Origin of the sequence: Micromonospora sp. NPDC005215, from assembly GCF_040607915.1 — a bacterium.
Classification (GTDB): Bacteria; Actinomycetota; Actinomycetes; order Mycobacteriales; family Micromonosporaceae; genus Micromonospora.
Window position 1 is genome coordinate 149,767 of the sequence record NZ_JBEXHQ010000003.1, and the last position, 13,994, is coordinate 163,760.

General features: G+C 69.6%; 16 protein-coding genes. 14 read left to right on the top strand and 2 right to left on the bottom strand.

What is annotated here, in order from left to right; translation table 11 throughout:
• Positions 1-118: 118 nt before the first annotated feature.
• The 4 genes from ABZU25_RS04220 to ABZU25_RS04235 all read left to right on the top strand — a co-directional run bounded on the left by ABZU25_RS04220 (position 119) and on the right by ABZU25_RS04235 (position 2,906).
• Positions 119-397: a hypothetical protein gene (locus tag ABZU25_RS04220; RefSeq protein ID WP_355027866.1), complete on the top strand. Its 279-nt coding sequence runs from the start codon at positions 119-121 to the stop codon at positions 395-397.
• Positions 398-448: 51 nt separating this feature from the next.
• Positions 449-1,843 carry a DUF4331 domain-containing protein gene (locus ABZU25_RS04225; RefSeq protein ID WP_355027867.1) on the top strand — a complete coding sequence of 465 codons (1,395 nt, stop codon included), beginning with the start codon at positions 449-451 and terminating at the stop codon, positions 1,841-1,843.
• 17 nt (positions 1,844-1,860) lie between these two features.
• A complete protein-coding gene (locus ABZU25_RS04230) occupies positions 1,861-2,190 on the top strand; it encodes a phospholipase (RefSeq protein ID WP_355027868.1) in 330 nt (109 codons plus the stop codon).
• 458 nt (positions 2,191-2,648) lie between these two features.
• The gene (locus ABZU25_RS04235) at positions 2,649-2,906 is read left to right on the top strand and encodes a WhiB family transcriptional regulator (RefSeq protein ID WP_007455784.1); all 258 of its coding nucleotides are present in this window, start codon (positions 2,649-2,651) and stop codon (positions 2,904-2,906) included.
• A 55-nt stretch (positions 2,907-2,961) separates the two neighbouring features.
• Here the strand turns inward: ABZU25_RS04235 and ABZU25_RS04240 are convergent, their stop codons facing one another.
• The gene (locus tag ABZU25_RS04240; RefSeq protein ID WP_110562108.1) at positions 2,962-3,411 is read right to left on the bottom strand and encodes a metallopeptidase family protein; all 450 of its coding nucleotides are present in this window, start codon (positions 3,409-3,411) and stop codon (positions 2,962-2,964) included.
• Positions 3,412-3,564: 153 nt separating this feature from the next.
• Here ABZU25_RS04240 and ABZU25_RS04245 point away from each other — a divergent pair, with 153 nt between their 5' ends.
• The 7 genes from ABZU25_RS04245 to ABZU25_RS04275 all read left to right on the top strand — a co-directional run bounded on the left by ABZU25_RS04245 (position 3,565) and on the right by ABZU25_RS04275 (position 7,812).
• Positions 3,565-3,930, top strand: coding sequence for a DUF3499 domain-containing protein (locus ABZU25_RS04245; protein ID WP_355027869.1), 366 nt, complete (start codon positions 3,565-3,567; stop codon positions 3,928-3,930).
• Between the two features lie 315 nt (positions 3,931-4,245).
• Positions 4,246-4,989: a DUF5753 domain-containing protein gene (locus ABZU25_RS04250; protein ID WP_355027999.1), complete on the top strand. Its 744-nt coding sequence runs from the start codon at positions 4,246-4,248 to the stop codon at positions 4,987-4,989.
• Positions 4,980-5,174, top strand: coding sequence for a DUF397 domain-containing protein (locus ABZU25_RS04255; protein ID WP_355027870.1), 195 nt, complete (start codon positions 4,980-4,982; stop codon positions 5,172-5,174). Before ABZU25_RS04250 ends, ABZU25_RS04255 begins: the two co-directional genes overlap by 10 nt.
• 87 nt (positions 5,175-5,261) lie before the next feature.
• Positions 5,262-5,456, top strand: coding sequence for a DUF397 domain-containing protein (locus tag ABZU25_RS04260; RefSeq protein ID WP_355027871.1), 195 nt, complete (start codon positions 5,262-5,264; stop codon positions 5,454-5,456).
• A 178-nt stretch (positions 5,457-5,634) separates the two neighbouring features.
• Positions 5,635-6,891 (top strand): GNAT family N-acetyltransferase, encoded by a 1,257-nt coding sequence (locus ABZU25_RS04265; RefSeq protein ID WP_355027872.1) that lies wholly within the window; start codon positions 5,635-5,637, stop codon positions 6,889-6,891.
• Positions 6,869-7,150: a zf-HC2 domain-containing protein gene (locus ABZU25_RS04270; RefSeq protein ID WP_355027873.1), complete on the top strand. Its 282-nt coding sequence runs from the start codon at positions 6,869-6,871 to the stop codon at positions 7,148-7,150. The genes ABZU25_RS04265 and ABZU25_RS04270 overlap by 23 nt, the downstream gene beginning before the upstream one ends.
• Complete coding sequence (locus ABZU25_RS04275) at positions 7,147-7,812, top strand: hypothetical protein (protein WP_355027874.1); 666 nt, start codon at positions 7,147-7,149, stop codon at positions 7,810-7,812. The genes ABZU25_RS04270 and ABZU25_RS04275 overlap by 4 nt, the downstream gene beginning before the upstream one ends.
• Here ABZU25_RS04275 and ABZU25_RS04280 read toward each other — a convergent pair.
• Positions 7,801-10,728 (bottom strand): hypothetical protein, encoded by a 2,928-nt coding sequence (locus ABZU25_RS04280; RefSeq protein ID WP_355027875.1) that lies wholly within the window; start codon positions 10,726-10,728, stop codon positions 7,801-7,803. The two genes, ABZU25_RS04275 and ABZU25_RS04280, sit on opposite strands and share 12 nt — an antisense overlap.
• Before the next feature lie 489 nt (positions 10,729-11,217).
• On the opposite strand from ABZU25_RS04280, the gene ABZU25_RS04285 reads away from it, so the two are divergent.
• The 3 genes from ABZU25_RS04285 (at position 11,218) to ABZU25_RS04295 (ending at position 13,986) form a co-directional block, all read left to right on the top strand.
• Positions 11,218-11,916, top strand: coding sequence for a G5 domain-containing protein (locus ABZU25_RS04285; protein ID WP_355027876.1), 699 nt, complete (start codon positions 11,218-11,220; stop codon positions 11,914-11,916).
• A gap of 343 nt (positions 11,917-12,259) precedes the next feature.
• Positions 12,260-12,925 carry a response regulator transcription factor gene (locus tag ABZU25_RS04290; RefSeq protein ID WP_355027877.1) on the top strand — a complete coding sequence of 222 codons (666 nt, stop codon included), beginning with the start codon at positions 12,260-12,262 and terminating at the stop codon, positions 12,923-12,925.
• Positions 12,922-13,986, top strand: a complete 1,065-nt coding sequence (locus tag ABZU25_RS04295) for a HAMP domain-containing sensor histidine kinase (RefSeq protein ID WP_355027878.1) — start codon at positions 12,922-12,924, stop codon at positions 13,984-13,986. Before ABZU25_RS04290 ends, ABZU25_RS04295 begins: the two co-directional genes overlap by 4 nt.
• Positions 13,987-13,994: the final 8 nt, after the last annotated feature.

A 13,994-nucleotide genomic window follows, 5' to 3' on the forward strand; every position in this document is an offset into this window, starting at 1 on the left:
GCGGTCGCGGCCAGGACCACCGCCGGTGTCCCTTCAGGGGCCCGGCGGCGTCGATGGACGGCGTCGGACCCGTCCCGTCCCCGCGGGCGCGTTCGCGCCGCCGCCGGAAAGGTTGCCCATGACCAGTGATCAGCGGAAGCGGCAGTGGCCGCGACTGACCCGCCGGCAGACACTGACCGCCGCGGCCAGCGCCACTCTCGGCGCCGCCGCGCTCACCGTGCCGGGCCTGTCGGCCGCGCAGAACGCCCCCGGCGCGGCCGGACGTGCCGACGAACCGATCGTCGTGCATCTGCGCGATGCCAGATCCGGAACGATGGACGTCTTCGTCGGTGAGACGCGGATCGAGGTACGCGACCGCGGCCTGGCGGACCGGCTGCGGCGCGCCGCCCGGCGCTGACCCGGCACTCCGCACTGCCATCCTGTCCCCGCCCAGTGAGGTTGGTCCGCCATGTCTTCCCATCGCGAGGCCCCGGAGATAGCCAAGGATCCGGTCGCCGACAGCTCCGACCTGTACGCGTTCGTCAGCCCCGACAAGCCCGACACCGTGACGTTGATCGCCAACTACGTTCCGTTGCAGCTGCCCTCCGGGGGGCCGAACTTCTTCGAGTTCGGTGACGACGTGCGCTACGAGATCCATATCGACAACGACGGCGACGGTCGTCCGGATGTCACCTACCGGTTCGAGTTCACCACCGAGATCACCAATCCGAACAGCTTTCTCTACAACACCGGCACGATCGAGTCGCTTGACAGCAAGAACTGGAACCGACGGCAGTTCTACAGCCTGACCCGGGTGGCCGACGGCCGGGAGCACCGGTTGGCACACAAGCTGCCCTGCCCGCCGTGCAACGTCGGCCCGCTGTCCACCCCGAAGTACGCCGAGCTGGTGCGGCAGGCGACCTACTCGCTGTCCACCGGAGAGCGGGTCTTCGCCGGCCAGCGCGCGGACGGCTTCTTCGTCGACCTGGGCGCGATCTTCGACCTCGGCACGTTGCGGCCGTTCCAGCAGCTGCACGTCGCCGGCAAGAAGATCTTCAAGGCCGAGGGGGAGCCGGTCAACGCCACCGACCGGATGAACGTGCACAGCATCGCCGTGCAGGTGCCGCTGAAGCAGGTGCGCCGCCGCGCCAACCGCTACGGCGCCGGCGACCCGGCGTCGGTGATCGGGGTGTGGACGTCGGCGTCGCGCCGGCAGGTGCGGGTACTCGGCGACCGGGGCGGCGCGGACACCGCGACCGGGCCGTTCACGCAGGTCTCCCGGCTGGGCAATCCGTTGTTCAACGAGGTCATCGTGCCGATGTCCAAGAAGGACCTGTGGAACTCGCTGCCACCGTCGGAGGACAAGCGGTTCGCACGGTTCGTGGAGCAGCCGGAGTTGGCCGCTCTGCTGCCGGCGCTGTACCCGGACGTCTTCCCGAATCTGGACAAGCTCACCAAGGCGAAGAAGGCCCGCGCCGACCTGGTGGCGATCCTGCTCACCGGCGTACCCGCCGGTCTGATCGACGGTTTCACAAACGCCACCGGCGACGTGCAGGCCGACATGCTGCGGCTGAACACCGCGATCCCGCCGACCCGGCAGCCGGACCGGTTCGGGGTGCTCGGTGGTGACCTGGCCGGGTTCCCGAACGGGCGGCGGGTCGGCGACGACGTGGTCAGCATCGCGCTGCGGGCGATCGCCGGGGTGACAGTGCCGCTGGTGGACAAGACGTTCCGCCCCGACGCGGCGGCCGCCGCGGTCACCCCCGGCCTCAGCGCCGCCGACGTGACAGCGCCGTTCCTCGGAAACTTCCCCTACCTGGGTACGCCGTACGACGGGTTCAACAACCCGCCGGCCGCGTCCTGACTCGGCAGGGGGAAGGGATGCACGAGCACGCGTACGGACCGTCGGAGACGGGGAGCGTCGTCCTCGATCTGGGCGGCGACACCGGTGCCCTGATCGTCTACACGGGCCGGGACCTGCACGGCCGGGAGATCGAGATCAGCCGGGACGATGATCGGCGGGTCCACTCCGCCGTGCGCGAGCGCCGGGTGCAGGACGGCTCGTTCCACAGTGCGGTCTATCCGGACCTGCCCGGCGGGATCTATACCGTCTGGTGGGACGAGAGTACGCCAGTGGGATCGGTTTCTGTCCACGGTGGAGGGATAGCCGAATTCGTCTGGCCCACCAGCGGTTTCGGGGCCGCCAGCTGACCGTCCGGCACCGGTTCCGCACCGCGCCCCGCCCACATTGTGGGCGGGGCGCACGTGCTGTCCCCAACTCGACGGGCGGTCTGCGCCGCGCCGCGTTAACCTGTCCCCCACCAAGATCAGCTTTGGGGGTGGGGGTGTCTGACGTCGTCCCGGCGGCGACTCGTCGGGGGAGCGCCACGGCAGAAAAGTCGGGCAACTCGCCGGAGAGGGCGTTACTCGGCCGGGGTCTGAATCGATAGGGCAGGTTGCGAGGCTGGACGGCCCGAGTGGCCGGCCGGGGGTGTCGGGAGAGCGACTCCATTATCAAGTTTGGCTTGACGGCGCACGCATTACACGCGTGTAATTTGAATGGGGTTGTTCGCACGGAACGCAACAAAACGGGACCGGACGGACAAGCACGCCTTTCGCGTGGGGGGTTGCAGCGGCGATGACGCCGGTGCGCGACAAGGAGGCATTTTATGGACGGCCAGCTTGAGGTGGCCGACCTGCTCGGAAACGCGCCGGAGTGGCAGGAGCGGGCGTTGTGCTCGCAGACCGACCCGGAAGCGTTCTTCCCCGAGAAGGGCGGCTCAACCCGCGAGGCGAAGCGAATCTGCTCGCGGTGCGAGGTCAAGACGGAATGCCTCGAATACGCTCTCGGTCACGACGAGCGGTTCGGCATCTGGGGTGGGCTCTCCGAGCGGGAGCGGCGCAAGTTGAAGCGGCGGGCCGCCTGAGCGGTGCGAGGTCAGGGCGGTGGGGGCCGCCCGACCCACCCGTGCGGGGCCTGGCTCAGGCCAGCTCGTCGGGGTCGACCCCGAGCAGGTTCGCCACCTGTTCGATGATCACGTCATGCACGAGATCGGCGAGGTCCTCGCGGTCCATCGCCCGGAACTCCAGGGGCCGCCGGTACAACACGATCCGCGGCGGCACCTCCTGCCGGCCCGGGCGACCGGGCAGCAGCCGGGCCAGCGGGACCTCGCCGTCCTCCAGCACGTCGGAGTCGTACACGTTCAGGTCCGGCGGAACGTCCTCGACCGCGAACTCGACCCCGGCCAACTCCTTGGCGAACCGACGCTCCAGCGTCTCCACGGTGTCCAGGACCAGGTCGTCGAAGACCTCGGCCTTGGTCCGCGCCAGCGGCACGGTGGCCGGCACCAGTCGCCCGCGCAGGCCGCGACCGTGCCGGTCACGGTGCACGCGCCGGCCAGGGCCGGGGCGGCGGTGTTCCGGGCTCGTCATGAGGCAAAGGGTAGCCCCCGCGCGGGGCCGGCCAGCGGCACCGCCGCTCCCGTGGCGCGCCGCGCCCAGAACGGCGAACTGTGATCACCGCGACGGGCGTGTCGCAACGCGAAGCGATGCGCCGGACCCGGTAATGGAGATACCCTGCCGCACGTGAGGTCACCACGGCGCTGCTCCCGTAACGGCTGCCCCCGGCAAGCGGTCGCCACATTGACCTATGTCTACAACGAGTCGACAGCGGTGGTGGGGCCGCTGGCGGCGTTCGCCGAGCCACACACGTACGACCTGTGTGAGCCGCACGCCCGCAGCCTGACGGCGCCGCGTGGCTGGGACGTGGTCCGGCACGAGGGCGAGTTCGAGCCACCGCCGCCCACCACCGACGACCTGGTCGCGCTCGCCGAAGCGGTCCGCGAAGCCGCCCGCCCCGCGCCCCGCCCGCCGGACCCGGACCAGCACCACGAGAACCCCCACCAGACCGGCCGTCGAGGTCACCTCCGGGTCATCCCGCCCAACCACTAACCCCTCCGGCCGCCTGTCCGCGCGCCGGCCTGGCCTCCGCACGCCTGGCCGCCGGCGTTGATCAAGAGGTTAGCGTCAAGAATGCGCCCGTTGATGACTGAAACCTCTTGATCAACGAGTGTGGCCGGGACACGTTGGGGGCGTTTGGGGGGCGTCCGGCAAGCGCGCCAACACGTCCGACCGCCACACGCCGGTAGGCCGCAGACACCGCCACTCAGCGTGGTTAACATGCGCCGCAGCGTGCACCGAGCGAGGTCACGGTGTACCCCTGGCGGGCGGGAGGCTTTGGTGGCGAACGAGGCGTTGCGGGTGGCGATGGCTGAGGTGGGGGAGACGGTCGAGTCGCTGGCGGAGAAGGTTCGCGTCGACCCCAAGACGGCGGCGCGGTGGCTCGCCGCGGGGTGCATCCCGCACCCGCGTACCCGGGTCACGGTGGCCCAGATCCTGCGCCGGGACGCGGCCGACCTCTGGCCGGAGCCGTTCCGCCGCCGTGACCTGCCGTGGTTCCGACCATGGACCGAGCTTGAACAGGACGCCACCGGCATTCGGTGGTACGAGCCGCTGCTGGTGCCGGGCCTGCTGCAAACCGAGGGGTACGCCCGCGCGGTGCTGGGCACCGGCGGTCTCGTCCCACCGTCCGAGGTGGATGTGATCGTCGCGAGCCGACTCGAACGGCAGGCGGTCCTGGGCCGCGATGACCCGCCGCAGCTCGTGGCGGTGATCGACGAGGTGGTGCTGCGCCGGCTGGTTGGCGACCGCACCGTGATGTCCGGGCAGTTGGCCCACCTGGTAGCGGTGGCCGAGTGGGAGCACGTGCAGGTCCGGGTCATCCCGGCGGAGAGCCCGTGGCACACCGGTCTGGCCGGGCCCTTCGTGCTGGGCCGGCTGCCCGATGGGACGGAATTGGCGTATCTCGACAACCAGCTCCGTGGTCAGATCGTGACCGATCCCGTCGACATCGCTAGCATGGGTCGCAGGTGGGAGAGCGTCACAGGCGAGGCGCTACCGCAACGCCGGTCGACCGAGTTGATCAGGGAAGTGGCGACGACATGGACATGACCGACGCTCGTTGGCGCACCGCGACCCGCAGCAGCAACAACGGTGGCGCCTGCGTCGAGGTGGCCGACAACCTGCCCGGTCGGGTGCTGGTGCGCGACAGCAAGGACCGCGACGGTGGCATCCTGGCCTTCGCGCCGGCCGACTGGTCGTCCTTCGTCGACTCAATGCGCCGGTCCGACCGCTGAGCCGACGGCGCTCCACGGCCGGGAAAGCTTCGCCGGTGAGGCGTTACCCCAACGCTGGTCGACCGAACTGAGGGAAGTGGCCACGACATGGACATGACCAACGCCCGCTGGCGCACCGCGACCCGCAGCAGCAACAACGGTGGCGCCTGCGTCGAGGTGGCCGACAACCTGCCGGGTCGGGTGCTGGTGCGCGACAGCAAGGACCGCGACGGTGGCATCCTGGCCTTCGCGCTGGCCGACTGGTCGTCCTTCGTCGACTCGGTGCGCCGGTCCGACCGCTGAGCCGACGGCGCTCCATGGCCGGGCCGGTGCCAGGCCGCCGCGCGGGCAGGACAAAGCAGGGCCGGGCCGCGAAGTTGATCCGCGCCGCCCGCCCGTCGCGGTCACCGATCCGCCGCTGTCTGGTGCGTCGGTGCCACGCCACTTGCGGCGGCCAGCACCCAGAACCGAGGATGGTGGGATGACGCCACCGACGGTTGACACGGCCATCGGGCGCATCGAGCTTCGTGATCTGAACGACCAGCCCGACCTTGATCTGCTGCGGCGAGCCTACGACGACATCCTGGTGCCCAGCTTCCCGGCGCACCAGCTGGACGACCTCGAAGTCCTGGCGGGATCGAGCGAGACATTCGTCGGTGTGGCGGTGCACGACGCCGCGCCCGTCGGCGTGATCGTGGCCGAACCCATCGGCGGAGTTCTGCTGCTGAGCTACCTCGCGGTGCGACCGGGGACCCGCAGTGGCGGCATTGGCGGTCTGCTGGTGGGCCGCCTGTTGCCAGCGTGGCGGGAGCGCTCGGGCGCCGATGTGGTCCTCGCGGAGGTCGAGGATCCGCGGCTGCATCCGGCCGGTGAGTTCGGTGATCCCGCCGCGCGGCTGCGCTTCTACCAACGGGCGGGTTTCGGCATGCTGCCTGTCCCCTTCGCCCAGCCTCGGCTTCGGCCGGACGCGCTGCGGGAGCCTGGCATGCTTTTGGCCGTCCAGCCCTGTGACGCGGCGGTGCCGAAAGACCTCGTGACGTCCTTCCTCGTCGAGTATTTCGAGTCAGCCGAAGGGCTCGAGGTGCACGATGATCCTGAGTTCAACGCCCTGGTCGCCGTCGTCGAACGCCAGGGACCCGCGCTGACTCCGCTGGCCCTGGATCAACATCCCACCGTTCCCCCGTTGGACGTGGCGGCCGAGTTGCTGCGGCGGGACTACCCGACGACAGCCAGCGCCCTGGATCTGCTGGCCACCGATGGTCGCGCCGGCCCGGTGCTCGATGACGTCTGGGCGGGGGTGCTGGCCAGGCTGGTCGCCGGGGAGCGCCTGCCCCGGCCGGGGGTCGTCGTGGTGGCCGCACTGCTCGACGCGTTGTCAGATGCCGGGTTGCTCTTCGTCTCGTCGGACCCTGTCGACGCGGACGTGCTTCAGTGGTGGTTCCTCGGCGAGGACGATCCGTGGGCGGGGTGGTGGCGCAAGGATCCGCCGAGCTGGGATGGGGTGGTCCCATCGCGTCCTCTGGTCGCGCTGACCGTCCGGCGGTTGCCTCCGCTGCCGAGGGTTGCTGTCATCCTCTCCGATGTGCTCGGCGTCGCGCCGGCCGAGGCGGCGGCTCTCGTCGGCCACGACGAGCAGGCTTACCTCGAGCTTCTTGGCGCGGCCCGGACCGAGGTGGTCGCCCTCATCGATCGGCAGCTCGACAAGGAGGAGAGCGGTGGACACCTTCCTGCGATGTGACTCCACTGTGTCGTTGACCGCGCGCCTGATCGACGGCACTGTCGCGGCGGATCGGCGCGAGTTGGTCGAGCTGCACCTGCTGGTCTGCCCCGCTTGTCTGAGCCACGTGGGCAAGGTGCGAGACCTACGGGCGAGCCTTTCCAGCCTGCCGGGTCGACCGCCGCCGGAGCATCTCCTCACCCTGGCCACTGGGAACGCCGCCGGCGGTGCCACCGCGCCGACAGTCGACCTCGATCCGGCCGAACGCACCTCGCCATGAATTACTACAAGTTTCTGGCCGCTGGCCAGGTGGCGCCCTTCTCCGGCCAGACCTGGTCAACCGACTGGCTCCAGGCAACCGCGACCGTTCCCTGCGAACGCGGGCTGCACGCGTGTCGCGTCGAGGATCTGCCCTACTGGTTGCACGACGAGCTGTGGTCGGTCGAGTTGGAAGGCCCGGTCACCGTGGCGGGCCACAAGGTCGTCGCCCAACGTGGGCGGCTGGCGAAGCCGGTGCCGCAGTGGGACGCCGATGCTGGCGCCGCCTTCAAGCGCGCGTGCGTGGGGCGGACCGCCACCCACGCCGCGGCTGAGTACGGCGACCCCGGCGGCCACCTGTTGACGGAGGTGGCGGATCAGCTACTGGCGTCGGGCAACCGCCGCACCGAGGCCGACCCCTTCGCCGGGGTGAGCGAGGTGGCCCTGCACCTGCAGAGGACGGCGACGCTGTCCGGCCGGGAAGCCGCCGCGCGGCTCTGCGGATACCTGGCCGATGCTGTCGAGATGGCCCAGACCTATCCGGTTCCGGCCCTCGGTTACGTGGCCGCGCGGGCGGCCCAGGCCCGTCGACCGGATCCCACCGAAGACCGGTACGAGGCGGAGCGACGGTGGCAGACGGGCTGGCTGGTCGACCGGCTTGAGCTGGACACGTCAGTCGGCTGAGCCGTCCATCAGCCTGGCGGCCAGCTCGTCGACGCGCTCCAGTTCGGCCGCGATGTCCAGGTCGAGGTGCTCGACAACATCGCCCCAGTGGTCGATGAAGGTTCCCGAACGGCGGTACAGCTCATCGTCGCGGGGCCCGCGCGGCAACAACCGTTCGACCAGCTGTTTCCTGGTCTCCATGGACCCGGCGCCCGCGTCGAGGTCCGTCTGGCTGGTCAGCGGCGGCTGACCAGCGGTGGGCTCGACCAGAGCCGTCAGGATGGCTTCCCGGCGAGGATCCTGCCACCAGTCGGCAAGCCGGGCGGCGGCTCGGGACGTCATCTCGGCGTAGAACTGGCTGGTGTACTCGTCCGGTCCGGTGACCGCCGGGCCGAGCGGGTCGTCCGTCAGGTGGAACACGAAGGCCCGCTTCACCGCCTGGCCGTACTGCTCAGCGGCGATAGTTCGGTCGGTCTCGGAGAAGAGGTCACCGAGCAGCCGGTGCAGATTGGCAAGCAGTTCCGACTCGGATTCCCCGGCCTCGGCCAGCTTGCGGACCCACCCGCTCGACTGCCGGCACCGCGCACCGGCGGAGGGGTGATCACCGGCGCCGAGCGCCACCTCGGCCCACTCGAAGTAGATCCAGGCGAGAAGCCACTCATCGTCGAGGTCGAGGAACTCCGGCTCAAGCCTCCGGTACGCGGCGTCGGCAGCAGCGAACTGCCTGTCGTACCAGTACGAGTGGGCGGTGAAGACGCCGAGATAGAGCCAGGCCTTGCGGCGGATCTGTTGGACCTCTGCCGAATAGCGCGCATCCTGCCACCCGTGGTGAACGCCGCACAGCTGGCCGATCGTGCGTAACGCATGGCGCACCTCGGTCCAGTGTGCGCCGGCCGGCTTGTCCGGGCCGGTCGGATAGTTTTCGTGGAAGCGGCGCAGCTCCTTGACCAGGTCCCGGTCCAGTTCGTCGCGGGTCGCCCGCTGCCAGCTGTCCAGCAGTTGGTGGCAGAAAGAGAAGTCGACGTAGAGCGCCCACCACCAGAATGCCTCCAGAAAAAGCACGATGAACTGGGCGCGAACGACTTCCCGTTCGTCGACGAGACGGGCGGAGTGAGACAACCACTCGGCCTCGTACATCTGCCACACCACGTTCTCGTACTTGAACCAGGAGCCGTACACAGTGGATGTCTTGTCTTCCAACGACATGATGCGGTCGTAGTAGTACGTGGCCGCGCGCCGATGGATGTGCGCCCACCGTTCGGGTTGGAACTCCCGGAGCGCGTCGGACATCGACGGCCGGATGAAGTCGTGCAGACGGAACCGCCCGACCACCGGCAGCGGATCGATCAGACCGAGGTGCTCGATCCGCCGTACCGCGTCGCTTACCCGTTCCGGGGCGGTCGCCAGCTCCTCGCCGGCAAGGACGGACACGAGCATCGGTACGTCGAAACTGTTCAGCAGGGAGGCGACCTCGGCCACCCGCCACACGTCCGGATTGCTCTCCGGTCGAATTACTGCCCGGACCAGATCGTCCACCTGTCGGTCGCCCTGCGAGAGCCGGGAGAGCAGATCCTGTAGGCGGTCCGGGTCGAGCGCCTCTTCGCGGTGGGCGTGCATGAACTTCACGACGAGACTGAGCCCGTACGGGTGGCCGCCGGTGAAGCCGTACACCAGGCTGGTCAGGCGTGCACCGACCTGGTCACCGAGATGGTGCGCCAGGTAGGCGCGGGTCTCGGCCGCGGTGAACCGGGGCAGTTCCTGAACGAGGGCCGGGTCCAACACCTGTTGGCCGTGCTCGGCGAACTCGCGTGGCACGAGCGACAGCACCACAGTTGTATTCGGCAGGCGGGCGGCGAGTCGAACGAACCACTGGCCCACCGCGTCGTCGATGAGGGTTTCGAAGCCGTCGACAACCAGGACCGCCCGCTGACCCGCGACGAAATTGCGCCAGTCGGCGATGAACGCCTCGTCGACGCGTCGCTGAGCCTGGCGTATCCGCTCGATCGGACTCTCGCCTGCGACATTCATCTCAAGCGCGGTATTGGACAGTCTTCCCCACGACTTGGCGGTGAACGTGTTGTTGACCGTGACGGTGTTCGCCGCGCTGCGGGTTGCCTCCGCCGCGATCATGAAACCCGGAAACTGCCGCGCCACCGCCTGCGCCAGATCCCCGAGAAACTGTGTCGACTTCTCCAGCAGGAGGGCGGAGACGACGGTTGTGGTGTCGGCGCCGTACTCGCCCCGATAGACCTCACTCAGCCCGTAGGGCTCCGCTGTCATGTTCGCGCGAATGGGCATTATCACGACGTCCGGGAAGTCGCGCTGGATGGCCGTCCGTAGCAGCCCGAGGAACGAGGTCTTGCCCATGCCCTTCGCCGCGAGCACGGTGACAGTGCCGTTGAGGTTGCGCCGGATGCCGTCCAGCACCCGATCCAGTTGGTCCGTGCGGCTGACGAGACCGTCCACCACCAGAACCGGCACGGCAGAGTGCGGTTGTGCTGCCTCCGGCGGGACGACCTGAGTCGGTACGGCGCCCGGTGTGCCCCGACCCACCAGGTCTGCCCGAATGGCTGGCGCGAGCCTGTCCGTTGGTGACTCTCTGGGTGTCGGCGCGGCCGGTAGAGCTGGCCCGCTCACCGTGATGTCCTCAATGGTCGCGCCGGTCGTCGCGCGGATGGTGGTGTTCCCATCCTCCCCGGAGAGGAACACCCGCCTGATCCGCCCACCGAGCCGGGCCAGGAAGGTGCGCTGCGGGTTGCCGCCGGCGTTGCCGGAGCTGAAGAGTGTGACGGCTGCCAACACGAAGCTTCCGATGCCGGCGAGCCAGCTGAGCGCCTCGACACGATGGAGCTTCCAGGCGATCGCGACTCCGCCCAGGGTGAGGGCGGACGCGCCCAGGGCCAAGGTCCGCAAACTCCGCGTTGACGGTTTGGGCATGGCGCCAGTGTGGACACCGACGGGTGACGGCATCAATCGGCTGCTGGGTCCTTTCTGCGGGCTCGTCGTGGCCACGTCTGAGCCGATGCTCGCCACGGCTGAGCGCGCCTGCTGACGGCATCTCGACACATCACCTGTCGTCCTTCGACGAGTGGCCGCGCGAGGGCGCGCCGCGTGCCGATTTGCGGCTCTTGTTGACAAATGCAGCCGAACGATCGGCCCTGGCCAGCCGGCCTGGAGGCTTGCCGCAGGTGTCGTCTCGTTGTCCGAGGCAGTGCCCATGGATCATCGGTGCGACGCGAACGGCGCAGGTGACGAGCACGACGGCGGATATTGGGCACGGTGTTTGCGACGACACTCATCGCCGTGACGATGCAACCACCGCAAAATCCGGGGCCGCCGTACCCGTCGTCGTTTGGGCAGGTGCCTCGCCCGAGCTGGTTCCGTCGGGCCAGTCCCGCCCGGCGGACCGCCGTGATCCTCGGCTCGGTGACCCTGTCGATCCTGCTGCTCTGCTGCACCGGCACCGCCATCGTCGGCGCGCTGGCCGGCGAGCCGGAGCCGACCAAGACAAGCACGGCCGCCGAGCAGGCGCAGCAGCCCATCGTGGCAGCGCCCGCCGAGCCGACCGAGGATGCTGACGCCCCGGTCGCCACGCCAGCTGCCGCGGCAACCGAGGAGGCTGACGCCCCGGTCGCCACGCCAGCTGCCGCGGCCGACACGACCGAGCCCTCGGTGCCAGCCTCGCCGACCCCGTCGGATGCCGCGTCCCCGCCGGTCGTCAAGGTGACGACCGAGACGGAGCAGGTCACCGTCCGGTACGGCGAGAAGACCGTCAAGGACTCGTCCCTGGCCGAGGGTAAGCGGGTCGTCCGGACCAAGGGCGTCAACGGAGTACGAACCCTGACGTACCAGGTGACCACCACGAACGGGGTACGGACGTCCAGGAAGCTGGTCAAGTCCACAGTGACGAAGCAGGCGGTGGCCCAGGTCGTCGCCGTCGGCACCAAGAAGCCGCAGTCTTCGACGTGCGACCCGAACTACAGCGGCTGCGTTCCGATCGCCAGCGACGTCGACTGCGCGGGCGGCAGCGGCAACGGCCCCGCCTACGTCAGTGGCCCCATCAGGGTGATCGGCGACGACATCTACGACCTGGACCGCGACGGCGACGGCACCGCCTGCGACTGAGCATTCGGCGGTGGGTGCTCACGCAGCGTCACCTCCCTGGACGAGGGCAGGGCAACAAGCGATATACCTCTGAGTCCTATTTTCGACTCGGAGGTACATCGCTTGTTAGGCGGAGCGACCCCACTGCCTGGTGACGCAGCTCACCCTCGACCGTCAACCGTCGTGGCCACCGAACCTGGGACGCAGACGGCGCGACAGGGGACGAAGCCGGCAGGGTCAGGGTTGCGCTGGTTCGTCCGCTGGTCGTTGCCGTGGAGGATGGCTTGTCGCGGGTGCTTACGGAACCCTTAACCCGGGCCTGCGACGGTATGCCGGGCAGGCCGAACTCGGGGGAGCGGAAAACGTGCGGGTGCTGGTGGCGGACGACGAGCGGTTGTTGGCGGACACGGTGGCCGAAGGGCTGCGCCGCCTGTCGATGGCCGTCGACGTCTGCTACGACGGCGACGGCGCGCTGGAGCGGATCGGGGTGCACCGCTACGACGTGGCGGTGCTGGACCGGGATATGCCCGGGCACACCGGCGACGAGGTGTGCCGCAGCATCGCCGACTCACAGGTCGGCACCCGGGTGCTGCTGCTCACCGCGGCGGCCGGCATCCGGGACCGGGTGGAGGGGCTCGGGCTCGGTGCGGACGACTACCTGACCAAGCCGTTCGCCTTCGCCGAGTTGGTGGCCCGGGTGCAGGCCCTCGGTCGACGGTCCACCCCGGCGCTGCCGCCGGTGCTCAGTCAGGACGGCCTGACGCTGGACGTGGGCCGGCACGTGGCCACCCGGGACGGCCGGCCGCTCACCCTGAGCCCGAAGGAGTTCGCCGTGCTGCACGTGCTGCTGCGGGCCGAAGGTCAGGTGGTCAGCGCCGAGGAGTTGCTGGAGCAGGCCTGGGACGAGTTCGCCGACCCGTTCACCAACGCGGTACGGGTCACCGTGATGACTCTCCGCAAGAAGCTCGGCGATCCGACGATCATCCACACCGTTCACAAGGCGGGCTACCGGATCGGCGGTACGGCGTGAGCTGGACGCCCCGACGTCGGGTGCTGCTCGTGGGCCTGTTGGCACTGCTGGCCGGGCCGGTGCTGCCGACGATGGGCAAATGGCTGACCGGGGTGACCTGGGGCTGGGGACAGCAGTTCTGCGACGTGCCATTGCCCGGGCTCAGCACGGTCTGCGCCGAGGTGCGGCCGGGGGCGTTCGTGCTGCCCCTGGTGGCCGTCCTGCTCGTGACCGTGGCGGTCCTGGTGGCGCTCTGGTTCGGCGCGGAATGGTGCCTGCGCCCGGTCCGTGACCTGGCCGAGCCGATCGGGCACGTCGGCCCGCAGAACCTCGGTCACCGCATCCGCCCTCGGGGGCGCGACGAGCTGGCCCGGCTGTCCCGGTCGATCGACGAGATGATGGAACGCATCTCCGCCGGGTACGAGGGGCAGCGCCGGTTCGCCGCGAACGCCTCGCACGAGCTGCGTACCCCGCTGGCGGTGCAGCGGACGCTCATCGAGGTCGGGATGGCTCGGGCGCTCTCCGGTGAGCAGTTGGAGCTGTTGACCGCCCAACTGCTGGAGACCAACGAGCGCAACGAACGGCTGATCGAGGGTCTGCTCGCGCTCAGCGAGAGTGACCAGGGCCTGCGCTCGCGGATACCGCAGCGTCTCGACGCGATCGTCGAGGCGGTGCTCGCCGGATACCAGGACCGCGCCCGGGAGGCCGCTGTCACCATCGACACCCATCTCGCGCCCCGGGTCGTCGTCGGCGAGCGGGTGCTGCTGGAGCGCCTGGTCAGCAACCTGGTGGAGAACGGGATCAAGTACAACCGGCGGGGCGGCTCGCTGACCGTCGCGGTGAGCGGGGTGCCCGCGCTGTCCGTGGTCAACACCGGTCAGCCCGTGCCGGCCGAGGCGGTGGCCGGTCTCTTCGAGCCGTTCCGCCGGCTCGCCCGGGACCGCACCTCGCAGGGCGGAGGCGCCGGTCTCGGCCTGGCCATCGCCCGCTCGATCACCCAGGCGCACGACGGGATCATCGCGGCCCGGCCCGCCGAGCACGGGGGCCTACGGGTCGACGTCCAACTACCCAGTGTGACCTAGCGCTTCAC

What these genes read in the sequence shown, in the direction of transcription:
- ABZU25_RS04255 (WP_355027870.1), top strand. Translation starts at nt 4,980, where the DNA reads ATGGACATGACCGACGCTCGTTGGCGCACCGCGACCCGCAGCAGCAAC.
- ABZU25_RS04280 (WP_355027875.1), bottom strand. Translation starts at nt 10,728, where the DNA reads ATGCCCAAACCGTCAACGCGGAGTTTGCGGACCTTGGCCCTGGGCGCG.
- ABZU25_RS04240 (WP_110562108.1), bottom strand. Translation starts at nt 3,411, where the DNA reads ATGACGAGCCCGGAACACCGCCGCCCCGGCCCTGGCCGGCGCGTGCAC.
- ABZU25_RS04220 (WP_355027866.1), top strand. Translation starts at nt 119, where the DNA reads ATGACCAGTGATCAGCGGAAGCGGCAGTGGCCGCGACTGACCCGCCGG.
- ABZU25_RS04265 (WP_355027872.1), top strand. Translation starts at nt 5,635, where the DNA reads ATGACGCCACCGACGGTTGACACGGCCATCGGGCGCATCGAGCTTCGT.
- ABZU25_RS04225 (WP_355027867.1), top strand. Translation starts at nt 449, where the DNA reads ATGTCTTCCCATCGCGAGGCCCCGGAGATAGCCAAGGATCCGGTCGCC.
- ABZU25_RS04250 (WP_355027999.1), top strand. Translation starts at nt 4,246, where the DNA reads ATGGCTGAGGTGGGGGAGACGGTCGAGTCGCTGGCGGAGAAGGTTCGC.
- ABZU25_RS04260 (WP_355027871.1), top strand. Translation starts at nt 5,262, where the DNA reads ATGGACATGACCAACGCCCGCTGGCGCACCGCGACCCGCAGCAGCAAC.
- ABZU25_RS04230 (WP_355027868.1), top strand. Translation starts at nt 1,861, where the DNA reads ATGCACGAGCACGCGTACGGACCGTCGGAGACGGGGAGCGTCGTCCTC.
- ABZU25_RS04275 (WP_355027874.1), top strand. Translation starts at nt 7,147, where the DNA reads ATGAATTACTACAAGTTTCTGGCCGCTGGCCAGGTGGCGCCCTTCTCC.
- ABZU25_RS04235 (WP_007455784.1), top strand. Translation starts at nt 2,649, where the DNA reads ATGGACGGCCAGCTTGAGGTGGCCGACCTGCTCGGAAACGCGCCGGAG.